At 69.3% G+C, this 13,019-nt stretch carries 11 protein-coding genes, 1 tRNA gene and 1 pseudogene; 6 read left to right on the plus strand and 7 right to left on the minus strand.

The window, feature by feature from the left end:
- The 3 genes and pseudogenes from L0H79_RS15620 to L0H79_RS15630 all read right to left on the minus strand — a co-directional run.
- Positions 1-496: pseudogene (locus L0H79_RS15620) on the minus strand (prevent-host-death protein); the annotation flags it as partial.
- A gap of 88 nt (positions 497-584) precedes the next feature.
- Positions 585-1,616, minus strand: a complete 1,032-nt coding sequence (locus L0H79_RS15625) for a helix-turn-helix domain-containing protein (protein WP_301485557.1) — start codon at positions 1,614-1,616, stop codon at positions 585-587.
- Between the two features lie 601 nt (positions 1,617-2,217).
- Positions 2,218-2,291, minus strand: a tRNA-Phe gene (locus tag L0H79_RS15630).
- Positions 2,292-2,540: 249 nt separating this feature from the next.
- Here L0H79_RS15630 and L0H79_RS15635 point away from each other — a divergent pair.
- The 4 genes from L0H79_RS15635 to L0H79_RS15650 all read left to right on the plus strand — a co-directional run bounded on the left by L0H79_RS15635 (position 2,541) and on the right by L0H79_RS15650 (position 4,148).
- Entirely contained in the window at positions 2,541-2,921 is a 381-nt protein-coding gene (locus L0H79_RS15635) for a helix-turn-helix domain-containing protein (protein WP_301485558.1), read from the plus strand.
- A gap of 4 nt (positions 2,922-2,925) precedes the next feature.
- Positions 2,926-3,267: a PIN domain-containing protein gene (locus L0H79_RS15640; protein WP_301485559.1), complete on the plus strand. Its 342-nt coding sequence runs from the start codon at positions 2,926-2,928 to the stop codon at positions 3,265-3,267.
- Positions 3,246-3,497: a hypothetical protein gene (locus L0H79_RS15645; RefSeq protein ID WP_301485560.1), complete on the plus strand. Its 252-nt coding sequence runs from the start codon at positions 3,246-3,248 to the stop codon at positions 3,495-3,497. Before L0H79_RS15640 ends, L0H79_RS15645 begins: the two co-directional genes overlap by 22 nt.
- A 264-nt stretch (positions 3,498-3,761) precedes the next feature.
- A complete protein-coding gene (locus L0H79_RS15650) occupies positions 3,762-4,148 on the plus strand; it encodes a hypothetical protein (RefSeq protein ID WP_301485561.1) in 387 nt (128 codons plus the stop codon).
- 16 nt (positions 4,149-4,164) lie between these two features.
- On the opposite strand, the gene L0H79_RS15655 is transcribed toward L0H79_RS15650, so the two are convergent.
- A complete protein-coding gene (locus tag L0H79_RS15655) occupies positions 4,165-4,743 on the minus strand; it encodes a TetR/AcrR family transcriptional regulator (protein ID WP_301485562.1) in 579 nt (192 codons plus the stop codon).
- A 72-nt stretch (positions 4,744-4,815) separates the two neighbouring features.
- Between L0H79_RS15655 and L0H79_RS15660 the strand changes: the two genes are divergently transcribed.
- Complete coding sequence (locus tag L0H79_RS15660) at positions 4,816-6,231, plus strand: DHA2 family efflux MFS transporter permease subunit (RefSeq protein WP_301485563.1); 1,416 nt, start codon at positions 4,816-4,818, stop codon at positions 6,229-6,231.
- Between the two features lie 126 nt (positions 6,232-6,357).
- Here L0H79_RS15660 and L0H79_RS15665 read toward each other — a convergent pair whose 3' ends face one another.
- Both L0H79_RS15665 and L0H79_RS15670 read right to left on the minus strand, forming a co-directional pair.
- The gene (locus tag L0H79_RS15665) at positions 6,358-6,879 is read right to left on the minus strand and encodes a hypothetical protein (protein ID WP_301485564.1); all 522 of its coding nucleotides are present in this window, start codon (positions 6,877-6,879) and stop codon (positions 6,358-6,360) included.
- A 96-nt stretch (positions 6,880-6,975) separates the two neighbouring features.
- Positions 6,976-10,281, minus strand: coding sequence for an ATP-binding protein (locus L0H79_RS15670; RefSeq protein WP_301485565.1), 3,306 nt, complete (start codon positions 10,279-10,281; stop codon positions 6,976-6,978).
- Between the two features lie 161 nt (positions 10,282-10,442).
- Between L0H79_RS15670 and L0H79_RS15675 the strand changes: the two genes are divergently transcribed.
- On the plus strand, positions 10,443-11,879 hold the full coding sequence (locus L0H79_RS15675; protein WP_301485566.1) for a GuaB1 family IMP dehydrogenase-related protein: 1,437 nt from the start codon (positions 10,443-10,445) through the stop codon (positions 11,877-11,879).
- A 312-nt stretch (positions 11,880-12,191) separates the two neighbouring features.
- On the opposite strand, the gene L0H79_RS15680 is transcribed toward L0H79_RS15675, so the two are convergent.
- Positions 12,192-13,019 (minus strand): RDD family protein (locus tag L0H79_RS15680; protein ID WP_301485567.1); only part of this gene is annotated, 828 nt, incomplete at its 5' end.

Raw genomic sequence — 13,019 nt, forward strand, 5'->3', positions numbered from 1 at the left:
AGCAAACCCACAGGTCAGCGCCCTGCCCGGCCGCTACTTGAGGAGGTCTGAGACTCAGCCTGATGATGTCGAGCAGGTCGGTGCCTTGCTTTTCGACCGACCGGTTCATGATGGCCTGAAGCTTCATGGCGACCAGTGGTCCTGGTTCGGCAACGGGCGCTGTCACCTCGATGGTTGCGCCTTCCGGCAGGATCACCTCCATGGTGAGGTCGGTTGCTGTGTCGTTGGCCCAGGCGTGTGCTGAAGCGTGAAGGCGGTCACCGGGGTCATCGCTCGGGTGGTCGATCTCCACCTGCCGGACTTCGAGGACGTCGACCCTGACCGGGCCGTACGGGGTGGCCAGTTCGACGGCGGCGGGCTCGATCGTTTTAGCGTCCGTGGCTGCTCGCAGGACTTCGAGTTGCCGCAGCCCGGAGCGCATTCGGTCGACCACGTCAAGGTCGGTGGTCGCCCGGTACGGGGTGGACAGTCGTGACAGCACGGCGAGCCCGCCCACGATGACCGGGGGCTGCCCGATGTGCGACCTGACTTCGATGACACCCGCAACGACTGCTGCCATGGCGTCACCGACGAACGTGACTCGGCTACCAGACACGGGTCCACCGTCCCTCGGGCGTCCAGCCCGCGAGGATTTCGCGTCCGCGCCCGGTGTCTTGGGCCAGGTCTAGTGCGACGAAGAGCGGATGCGTCAATGGCCACTCGAGGGGATTGGCTGGAAGGCCAACTCGTCCGGTGACGGCGGCCGGCACTGGGGCCACCCGGATGGTCGCCTTCGCTGGGCGGCCGTGTTCGACGCCGCCGAGAAGGGTCGTGGCTCGGCGAACGATGGACTGGTCGGGGACGAAGAAGTCGAGAACCTGTCCTTGGCGGAACGCGATTGGTGCGCCGTAGGCTGCCGCAGCCGCTGAGTCTGTCAGGGCCCAGCCGGGCGCGTCCAGGTCCTCGAGTCCGAGCCTCAGGGTCGCGCTGTTGCTGGCGTCGCCAGGTCGAGGTGGGCTCGCGAGAGGGACACGGACTGTGGGCCAGCGGTCCGCGACCTCCCAGAACAAGCCCGAGTCCAGGACGTTGTTTCCTGCGTCGACGAGGCGTTGCGCCCTCAGGGCCTTGAGCACCTCCGAGACAGTGCTCGGGGACCGTTGCAGTTGCCGGGCCAGCTCGCGCACCGCTGTCGATCGGTTGGGCTCCATCAGCAGTGCGGTCGCGACCTCCAGTCCCACCTGCCCGGACAGGGCGCTTGAGCGCTCGGACCGCTTGGTCACCGGCTCGACTTGGGCATCGATGATGAAGTGGGGCGTGTGGAACACGAGCCTGCCCCGCAGGTCGAGATAACCCGAGTGGTTGCTCGTCAGGACTCGGCCAGCATCTGCCGTGACACGGTCTGCCACCACCAGCAGAACGACGTCCGCGGCGAGGCTAGGGACGACCTGGGAGCACAGTCGCCGCGCGGAGTCCTCGGTGACCAGGGACTGCCGCTTCAGCTGCACCGGTGTCTTAACTCCCTGCAGGTCCAGGACAAGATCAACACCCGTGTCGTGATCGCCTCCTACGGGACGCGCCACGACGCCCAGTTGGGCGAAGGCATCCACCGCGAGAGCCCCTATGTCCATGGTTTCCATGATCCCTGATGATCGGTGTTCGGTCAATACCGAACACCGAACAGCCTCCGTGTCCACCATCCGGAAGTTGATCACTGGGGCGACCACCCAAAGTATCGAATCACCAACCGCTCATCCGGCCGATCCGTAAGACGCGACATGGTGGCCTGGGGAGTCGGCTCGGGCCGACCCCCACTGCGGGTTCGTTCCGGATGGCCCCCAGGCGCGAGGCGGTGGGCGGTCACGTCGATCGTCTGATCGGCCCGGCGCCGGACACGGCCGGCGGCCTTCACTCGCACGGAACGGCAGACCTCGACAGGGGCGTGTGGCGACCCTCCGACGGCGAAGTCGTAAGGTCCTTGCCATCGAGACTTCGTGCAACGTGTCGTGCAACGACGTGGGCGTTCACAGGCCGCGCGCGCTTATCAGAGGCCCGTATTGGCTCGGTGGGCTGCACGTTTGAGCAGGTCAGCGCTGTGGTGATGGCTCGGCCGTGCCTGTTGATCGCCGACTCGTCCGATCTCCGAGGGGAGTGTCACCGCATGCATACGGGCCGATCTCGTCGTGCAACGAACAGCGACGTTTCCGCAGGTGAGAGCCCGTTTGGGCAACCTCTTGAGAGTGGCCAGGGGCGGGGTCGAACCGCCGACCTTCCGATTTTCAGTCGGACGCTCGTACCAACTGAGCTACCTGGCCGGGTCTGCGAGGCAGATCTCAGTCTGCGCAAACAGAGGCCCGGATCGCTCCGGGCTGCGCCAACTATACACGACCCGTTCCGCTGTCCTGAGCCCCAACTGGGCGACAGCGGGCGTCCCCGAGCGGCAGTTGAGTTGAGGCCCGATCATGCAGTCGACGATGGGCCCTTGAACGTGGACGCGTCGTCTCCCGGGCAAACGCGCCTGCTTCATGGTTGTCGTTATTGCAGTTACGGGTAGCATGTAGGACATGGCAACCCGCGCGCTCACGACCACCCTCGACCCGGTCGACCCGACCGTCCGGTCCGACGCCAAGAACCTGGCCGACCGTCTCGGCGTCGACACCCCGGTCGAGGCCGCCGTGCGCGCGATGCTCAACGACGTCGCCCACGGCACGCGCGTGGTTGTGCTGCGCGCCGAGGACGAAGTCACCCCCGCTGAGGCCGCCGACATCCTCGGGGTCACCCGCCAGTTCGTCGACCGGCTCTGTGAGGACGGCGTGCTGTCCTTCCGCCGCCTGCCCGGCAGTCGGCACCGCCGCATCCGCGTCCAGGACGTCGTGGATGCCGCCGCCGAGCGCGAGGAGCGCCGCGCCGGGGGTGCCGCGCTGCGCGCCGCGATCGGGGAGTAGCCCTGTGGCCCGTCCGCAACGGGTCTTCATCGACACCAGCGAGCTGTTCCCGTTCACGATCATGGACGTGCTGCTCACCCTGTCCGAGGACTTCTTGTTCACTTGGGTCTGGACCGACCAGCTTCTCGACGAGTGGGAGGGGGTCATCGTCCGCGAGGGCAAGCGCACCCCCGAATCGGCTGCCTCGTTGGCGGCCGCGGTGCGCACCCACTTCGGCCGATACCGCATCGACCCGACCCTGTACCGCGACAAGATCACCGACGACCTCTCGCCCGACGCCGACGACCGCATACACGCCGCCGCGGCGATCTACGGCGACGCGATGTGCTGCTCACCCGGAACCTGAAGCACCTGCGCACGAAGCCGGTCCTGGCCGCCGGCGTCAAGGTCATCACCTCGGATGAGTTCCTCTGCGCGCTGCTCACAGATCGTCGTCAGGGTGTCGTCGAGTCGTTTACCCGTGCGGCGGACAGCAAGAAGAACCCGCCTATGGCTCCCGCTGAGCTGGCTAAGAAGATTGCGACTGCGGGTGCACCACGGTTCGCGGAGCGAGTACGGCCGCATCTCGCGCGCTGACCGGGCCACAGACGTGGGCCAGTCGCCCGGACCATCCCGATCCGCGAACGCGTCTCCACAGGTCACAGACCTCGCTACACAGGAATCGGGATAATCCGAGAGTCGGAACAATCAAGGTTATCCGGAGGTCCGGATAGCCTTGATCTGCTCGTGTTCCACGCGATGGCACTTCGCCCTGTCAACGCCAGAAGGTATCTGCAATGATCAACAACCCACACGCATCCAAGCAAGCCCGCGCCGACGCTCGCCGAGCGTCTGGCACCGATGGGCATCGCCGAGATCGAGGCGATGACGGACCAGGAAGTCGCCGAGGTCATGGGCGCGACTCCCGAGGAGTTCGCCACCGAGCCGGCTTGGATGTGGCGGGAGGCGGCCAAGGTCGCCACCGATGAGTGGGCCACCAAGGTGTCCACCGAAGTGGAGTCGGGACGTGCCCGCGTGATCACCGATCCTGATCGCATCCGCCGCCGCCTCGGTGGCCGGCCACGCGTCGGCGGAGCCGCCGGACACGGGCCGTCGACTCAAGTGCGGGTGCGCGTGTCCTCGGAGACCCGTGCTGCCCTCGAGGACATCGCAGCGGCTCAGGGGCGCCGACTCTCCGACGTCAGCCGTGAGGCGCTCGCCGAGTACATCGCCAGGCACGCCGGCTGACCGACATACGGGGAGCTCACTCCGGCAGCGAGCACCGGACGAGGGCGTCGAGCGGGCCCAGGTCGTCGCGGTCGTCGAGGCTGCGGATCGACAGCAGGACGTTCAGCAGCATGCCGTGGGCGATGAAGTCGCGCACGGCCTCGTCGGGCCAGCCGGTGCGCCGAAGCGTGACGAAGATCCAGCCCATCTGCTCACGGCCGGCCGCCCCGATCTGCGGCACGCCTCCGTCCGAGAAGCCGTGCATCATGACACGGAGCAGGTCCTCGTCGTGGATCAGTTCCGCATAGGCGGCCCCGAGCCGCTTGCGGTCCACCTCGCTCGTCGCGTCGAAGCCCGCCTCGATGACCTGCTCGAACATCGCCCGGACCCGCTCACAGGCGCGCTCGAAGACGGCGACGAAGAGCTCGAGCTTCGTCCCGAACATCCGCACGACGTAGGGCTGTGACACCCCGGCCTCGCGGGCCACGGCGTCAGTGGTCGTCCCGGTGAAACCGCCCTCGGCGAACGCCCGTGTCGCCGCATCGAGGATGACCTCGCGCCGCTCCGAGCCCTTCATCCGCGTCTTCACCGTCACCGTGGCCTCCTCCGTTTTCACGCTTGACATGTTATCAGTTGATTACCTACTCTGCTCAGGTAAGTAATCAGTCAATGCCAACAAGGAGATGACATGACCGCCACCGTCCTGTCGCCCCCGACCCGCGAAGCATCCCCGCGGGCCGTTCCCGTCTGGGTCGCCATCGCCGCGGCCTCCCTGCCGATGTTCATGGCGACCCTCGACAACCTCGTCCTCACGAGCGCGCTGCCCGTCATCGACGCCGACCTGCACGCCAGCGTCACCGAGCTGTCCTGGTTCATGAACGCCTTCACCCTGACGTTCGCAAGCCTCATGCTCACGGCGGCGAGCCTCGGCGACCGGCTCGGTCGCCGCCGGGTCATGACCGCCGGCATCGCCCTGTTCACCCTCGCGTCCATCGCGAGCGCCCTCGCGACCACACCGACCGCGCTGATCGCCGCACGTGCGATCCAGGGTGTCGGCGCCGCCGCGATCATGCCGCTCTCACTGACCCTGCTCGCCTCGGCCGTCCCCGAACGGCTCCGCCCCGTCGCGATCGGCATCTGGTCGGGCATCTCCGGCCTCGGCGTCGCGCTCGGGCCCGTCATCGGCGGCGCCGTCGTCGAGGGGATCAGCTGGCAGGCGATCTTCTGGCTCAACGTCCCCGTCGCGATCGTCGCGATCCCGTTGCTGCGATTCGCGATTCGCGAGTCGACCGCGGGCCGGCGGCCCCGGCTCGACCTCGTCGGTACCCTCCTGCTCGGCGGCGCCGTCTTCCTCGGCATCTGGGGCATCGTGCACGGCAACGACAACGGCTGGACCGCCCCCTCGGTGCTCGCGCCTCTCGTCGGCGCAGGCCTGCTCGTTCCCGGCTACCTCGTCTGGGCGCGCCGCCGTGCCGACGCCGTTCTGCCGCTGCGCCTGTTCGCCTCACGCAGCTTCTCCGCGGCCAACGCCATCGGTCTGCTGTTCACCCTCGGCATGTTCGGCGCGGTGTTCCTGCTCGCCCAGTACCTCCAGGTCGTCATGGGCTACTCGCCGCTCGAGGCCGGCGTCCGCACCCTCCCGTGGACCGCGGCACCGATGGTCTTCGCCCCGCTGGCAGGCGTGCTTGCGCGCCGGGTCGGGGTCCGACCCCTGCTGCTCGTCGGCCTCGCCGCCCAGACGGCGGCCCTCGCGTGGTTCGCGGCGCTGACGGAGAGCCACGCCGGCTACTCGTCGTTCGTCGTCCCGCTCCTGCTCGCCGGCGCCGGTATGGGGTTCACCTTCGCCCCGAGCGCCACCGCGGTCCTCGACGGGCTGCCGGACTCCGACTTCGCCGTCGCCAGCTCGGCCAACTCCACGCTGCGCGAGTTCGGCGTCGCCATCGGCATCGCCGTGCTGGCCGCCGTCTTTCTCGCGAACGGTGGCACCCTCACCCCGACCGGGTATGACGGCGCCATCGGCCCGGCGCTCCTCACCGGAGCCGCCGCCCTGGGCGCCGCCACCGTCGCAGCCCTCTTCATCCCGGGCCGCCGCAGCGCTGGCTGAACGCACGCCCCGGCAGCGGCCGTTCCCGTCGCCACAACTGCCCGGACGACCGGCAGAGCTGCCTGATCGACCGGGCGGAAGTGCCCACTCGACCAAGCGGAAGCGCCCGGTCGACGGGCTGAAGGGTCAGGCGGCCGGGCCCTGCTCGCGCACGTCGGCGACGTGCCCCATCGCCTCGCGCAGCTGTGCGAGCCAGTCCTCCTCGTGCTGCTTGACGAGGCGCACGCACCACGCCAGCGCGTCGGCCCGTGACCGGGCCACGCCGGCGTCGACGAGCGTGTCGAGGACGAGCCGCTCCGGCTGGCGCAGTCGCGTCATCGTCGGCGCCGCGACGTGGGTGAACAGCTCGGTCCGGTCGCCGACCCGCACCGCCCACGACACCTTCCGCTCGTACCGGTGCTGCGCCTCGCGCGCGACCCGGATCCGACGCTCCCGGGTGTCCTCGCGGAAGGCCTTGGCCCGCCCGGCCCTGGCCTCGGCCCGCTCGGAATCGCTCGACCCGTCGGGCAGGTCGACGTCCGCGACGGTGAGTACGACCGTGATCTCGTCGCGGTCGACCGTGATCTCTGGCGGCGCGACCCGCCACTCCTCGGGTAGCCGGCCGGTGAACCAGCCGCGCACCCGCTCTGTCGCCTCGTTGGTAATCATGTAATCAAGATTACGCCCTCGTGAGTCCTCGTCAAGGTGGCCCCACGCCCAAGCGAGCGTATGCCGCTCAGCCGGCTGAGCGGCATACGCTCGCTGTCACTGTGCGTCCGAGGCCTCCGCGCCGGTCTCGATGACACGGGTGGCGATCTCGTGCAGCTTGATGTTGCGGTCCTGGCTGGCGCGCTTGAGCTGCGCGAACGCCTCGGCCGGGGTGATCCGGTGCCGCTCGACGAGGATCCCGATCGCCTGCCCGATGTGCCGGTGGCTCTCGATGGCGCGCTGGAGGTTGGCCTCCCGTCCGGCGAAGTCACTCGCAGCGACGACCCGCTCGACGGCGAGGGCGAAGGCCTGGCCGAGCAGGTCGCCGACGATCCGTTCGTCGGCACCGACGACCCGCGGTCTGCGAAACTGGACCCAGACCCGGCATTCGGTCGAGTCGCTCTTGGGCGCGATCAGCAGGCCGGGCACGCGGCCCGGGAGTGGCGATGCATCCGGGTCACCGGCAAGGCCCTCGATGATCTGCGGGAGCAGGTCTGTGGACCGGACCGGGCCGGCAGCCGTGAACAACTCGTCTTGGGCGCTGGCGATGGCGCTCACCGTCGAGTCGCCGTCGAAGAGCTCGGTGAAACCGGCGACCGCGCCGGCGAGGACCTGGTCGAGGTCCTGCGCCGTGCCGAACTCGGCGCTGAGCCGGGCCGCCGCCTCGCGTCGGCGTCGCGCCTCGTGCCAACGCGTCACGTCGCGGAGCGTGACGACGACGAGCTCCGGGCTCTTGACCGATCCGTCGACCACCCGGCCGGCCACCGAGACCCAGACCCGGCGGCCCGTCTTGGTGCGAAGCTGCAGCTCGGCGTTGAAGGGCTCACCGGTCTGGAACTGGGCGAACGCGGCCTGGACGAGGGCGGCGGTCTCGGGGTCGGTGTCCGCTGTGGGCCACCATGGGTGCGGCACCTCGATGGGGCCATCGGACAGATCCCAGCCCAGCAGCTGCGTGAAGGCGTCGTTGACCTCGATGATGGTGCCGCTCGCGTCGGCGATGGCGAGCGGGTCCTGGAGGGTCTCGATGACGGCCCGCCGCCACGCGCCATCCCGCGAGCGGGAGCGGGCCCGCTCCAGGTTGCTCGCGATCCGGGCCAGCAGCTCGGCGGCGGAGAACGGTTTGACGACATAGTCGTCGGCACCGTGCTCGAGACCGGCGATGGTCGCTTCCTCACTGGCCCGCGCGGACAGCAGGATGATCGGGACCTCGCTGGTGCGGGGATCGGCGCGCAGCTCCTTGACGAGGGCGAAGCCGCCGAGCCCGGGCATCATGACGTCGGCGAGGACGAGGCCAGGGACCTGCTCCCGGCACCGGTCGAGAGCGGTCTGGCCGTCCGGGACGAGGTCGATCTCGTAGTCCTCAGCGAGGACCTTCTGCAGGTAGGCCCGCATATCGGCGTTGTCGTCGGCGACGAGCAGGCGAGCTGCATGATCCGGCCGAGGGGGTGACGGGTGTTGTGTCGGAGAGTGGGGCTGCGGGGGTTGCAGGCCGCGCCACGTGTTCGCCTCGGCGAGGAAGGAGGCGGCACCTCGGCGGCTGACCCGTGACGCGACCGCGCCCCGGACGGTCGTGGCCTCGGGGCGCCCCACGGGCTCGGGGGTGCCGGCGGGGCCGGGCTTGGCAGGCGAGTCGTAGGGGAGGGTGACGGTGAAGGTGCTGCCGGTTCCGGGCGCCGACTGCAGAGCGACGGTCCCGCCGAGCAGCTCGCTGAGCTGTCTGACCATCGCCAGCCCGATGCCGGCTCCTTCGTGTGCGCGCGCTCCGGCGTGCCTGGCCACCCGCTCGAAGCGGCCGAAGATGCGCTCCTGGTCCGATGCGGAGATGCCGATGCCGGTGTCGGTCACGGCGACCTCGAACCGGTCACCTGCGTCGTGCAGGCGTAGCCCGACCGATCCCTCGAGCGTGTACTTCAGAGCGTTGGACAGCAGGTTGAGCACGATCCGTTCGTAGAGGTCACGGTCGAGCAGTGCCGTTCGGGGGAGCTGCTCACAGTCGACCGTGAACGCGAGACCTGCCGTCGCGAAGGCCGTCTCGAACGCAGCGGCAAGGCTCTGGGTCAGCGCGGTCGCGTCGACCTGGGCGAGCTCCGTGCGGATGCCACCAGCCTCGATCCGGCTGAAGTCGAGGGTGGCATCGACGATCCGGACGAGGCGACCGACGTTGCGCTCGACAAGCTCGAGCTGCTCGTGTACCTCAGCGGGAATCGACGGGTCCGTCAGGAGCGCCTCGACCGGCCCCTGGACCAACGTCAACGGCGTGCGCAGCTCGTGGCTGATGTTGGTGAAGAAGAGGCTCTTGTCCGCATCGAGCTGCTGGAGGGCCGCGAGCCGACCGCGCTCGACGCGGAGCTCCCGGGCGCCTGCCATGGCCGTGCGCAGGTGCAGGGCCGCGACCTGCAGGTAATGCCGGTAGCTATCGTCCCAGCTGCGTTGCAGGTGCTGGCCGACGACGAGCAGGGCGCTGGCCCGTCCGTTGCCGGTCACGCGGATCGGTAGCGCGTGGACGGCACACACCGGTGCCTGGCCGACCGTGTCAGGTGCGGCGGGCTCGGCCGGCGCAGGGGGCCCGTCAGCGGTCTCGCGCAGGTCGATCATGACAGGCTCGTCGGTCCGGAGCGCCTCCTTCGCGGCGTGCTCCAGCGCCCCGCGAAGCCCCTCGGGAACGTGGCCGCGTGACACGACTGGAACACCATCCCCGTTCACGATCTCGTACACGCCGACGAGCGGGTGGTCGGAGGCGTTCGACTCGAGGATGACCTGGGCCTGGGCGCAGATCTCTCCGGTGCTGGGCAGATCCGCCAGCTCGCTTGCCAACCTGGTCAGCACGGCGACGCGCCGTTCGTAGAGCACGTGCCTCGTGGTCTCCGTCACCGTGCAGAGGACGCCGCCCACGGAGCCGAGCTGCGCCAAGTCGACGATGGGACTGTAGGAGAAGGTCACGTAGACCTCCTCCAGGTAGCCACGTCGGTTGACGCGGACGAGCTGGTCCGCGGCCGACACGGCCCCACCGCCGGACAGGACGCTCTCGAGCAGCGGCAGGAACTGGTCCGCCATCTCCGGCCAGACCTGCTTCATGGGCTCCCCGAGCGTGTGCTCCCGCTGCCTCGGGCCGAGGATCGGCACGTACGCGTCGTTGTGCACGACCACGAGCTCAGGCCCCCACAGGACGAGCATCGGGAAGCCCGAGGTCAGGCAGATACCGACCGAGGTCCGCAGGCTCTCCGGCCAGGTCTGCCACGGTCCGAGCGGGCTCGTCGACCAGTCGTGGTCCAGCACCTGGCGCCCGAGCTCGCCGCCGTGGCGGCGCAGCACCTCGGCCCACGCCTCGTTCCGCGCGTCCGCGCCCTCGTCCCTGAGCGGCATACCGCCACTATCGCTGCTGCCCGCCATCCTTCGAGGGTACGTCGGGACGAGGTGGGTTTGGGGTGAGGAGGTGGTGGTGCAGCCCTGGCTTCCGGGGCGCGCATGCCACCGGCACACTCTGCCTCGTGATGGCCCCTGGAGTGACCCTAGAGTGATCGTTCGTGAGGTTCCTCAACGACCTGATGCCGACGTTCGACCTGACCTATGACGACGTCTTCATGGTGCCCAGCCGCTCGTCGGTGACCAGCCGCCTCGACGTCGACCTGCGGACGGTGGACGGGTCCGGGACGACGATCCCGCTCGTCGTCGCGAACATGACCGCCATCGCGGGCCGACGGATGGCCGAGACCGTGGCCCGCCGGGGGGCGGTCACGATCATCCCGCAGGACATCCCGCTCGATGTCGTCGCGGAGGTGATCGGCTGGGTCAAGGGCCGGCACCTGGTGCACGACACCCCGATCATGCTCACCCCGGCGACGACCGCAGGCGAGGCCCTCCTGCTGCTCGGCAAGCGGGCCCACGGAGCCGCGGTCGTCGTCGAGCGGGACCGGCCCGTCGGCATCGTCACCGAGGCCGACCTGACGGGCGTCGACCGATATACCCAGGTCCGCGACATCATGTTCTCCGACCTCGTGACGCTGCCCGACGACATCGACCCGCGGCACGCCTTCGAGCAGCTGTCCGAGTCGCACCGCCGGGTTGCGCCGGTCTTGACCGCGGCCGGGGGGCTCGCCGGCATCCTCACCCGGTCCGGGGCGCTGCGGTCGGGGCTCTACCGGCCGGCCACCGACGACTCCGGGCGGCTGCGCATCGGTGCCGCCGTCGGCATCAACGGCGACGTCGCGGCCAAGGCCGAGGGCCTGATCGAGGCTGGGGTCGACGTCCTCGTCATCGACACTGCGCACGGCCACCAGGAGAAGATGATCGACGCGCTGGGCGCCGTGCGCGGTCTCGATCCGTGCGTTCCTCTCGTCGCCGGCAACGTCGTGTCGGCCGCTGGGACGAGGGACCTCATCGAGGCCGGTGCCGACATCGTCAAGGTAGGGGTCGGGCCCGGGGCGATGTGCACGACCCGGATGACGACGGCCGTCGGACGCCCCCAGTTCTCCGCCGTGCTCGAGTGCGCCTCGGCCGCTCGCGAGCTCGGCAAGCACGTGTGGGCCGACGGCGGTGTGCGCTACCCGCGCGACGTAGCGTTGGCGCTCGCGGCAGGCGCGTCCAACGTCATGGTCGGCTCGTGGTTCGCCGGCACCCTCGAGTCGCCCGGTGACCTCTACACCGACACGGACGGACGGCAGTACAAGGAGTCCTATGGGATGGCGTCGTCGCGGGCGGTGCTGAACCGGACCTCGAGCGACACCGCCTACGACCGCGCCCGCAAGGCGATGTTCGAGGAGGGGATCAGCGCGGCCCGGATGTACATCGACCCGGAGCGGCCCTCGGTCGAGGACGTCATCGACGAGATCATCTCGGGGCTGCGTAGCAGCTGCACGTATGCCGGGGCTCGCAGCCTCGAGGAGTTCCATGACCGCGCCGTCGTCGGGATCCAGAGCACCGCCGGTTACGCGGAGGGACGGCCGCTGCACACGTCGTGGTGACCCGATCGAGAGTGCAGCAATCCTGATCGAGAGTGCACTTCTCCTGATCGAGAGTGCACTTGCCCTGATCGAGAGTGCACTTCTCCTGATCGAGAGTGCACTTGCCCGGATCGAGAGTGCACTTCTCCTGATCGAGAGTGCAACGGACCTGCCACTCCTGATCCGGCAGCGGCCTCATGTCGCGTCGCGGCCCATGTCGCAAGGAGCTGGGGTGCGTGTGTTCAGGGTGGGCAGATCGCGCGACATGACCAGCGACATGACGGGTCACCCTGACCTGAAGCGCGGCCTGCGACGGGAGCCCTCTCGACGGGCCTACGCTCGCGCCGAAGCCCGGTCGAGGAAAGCGGACAGCGGCGCGGACAGCTCGGCCGGTCGGTCGCCCCAGTCGTGTACCACGGCGGTGCCCGCTATGAGGTCGTGCAGAGCACGCCGTCGGGGATGGACGACACTGAGCAGGAACCCGAGCCCGAAGAGGATCACGCTGAGCGGCAGAGCGAGGGCCCGTACGAACGCCCGGCCCACGGTGACGGTCGTACCGTTCGCACAGACGACGCGAAGACCCAGGAGCGCCTTGCCGAGGGTCCTGCCGCTTACCGCGATGGTCCCGAACACGTAGCAGAAAGCCCAGGCGAGGAAGGCCCACGTCGCGATGGGCCCAGACCGGTAGTCGCCGATCGACACACCGAAGAAGGCGGAGGTGAGCAGCTCGGCGCCCGCATAGCCGAGGGAGAACGTGGTGAACACGACGAGCACGTCGATGATCGCCGCGAGGGCACGTGGCACGACACCCGCATAGTGACCGGTGACGCTCGTGCGCGGGCCCGCAACGACCTCGTGCGACGGGGGCGCGATCGCGACAAGGTTTGGGGGTGCCAGTGGCTGCATGGCGACATCCCGATGCAGGACGCGGCTGACGACGCGGTTGAGCAACGCGTCGAGCCCGGCGAACTGGCGTCGAGCGACGTCGAGAACCGAGGTCGCCATCTGGCTGGTACTTTCAGCGACCAAGTCGGCCACTCCGGAGCGTGCCGTCAGGGCACGGATGTCGACCCGTGCCAGGAGCCGGTTGGGGTCGACGCGGTCGAGGAGCCGGTTGGGGTCGACGCGGTCGAGGAGCCGGTTGGGGTCGACGCGGTCGAG

It is taken from the genome of Intrasporangium sp. (assembly GCF_030452765.1).
Classification (GTDB): Bacteria; Actinomycetota; Actinomycetes; order Actinomycetales; family Dermatophilaceae; genus Intrasporangium_A.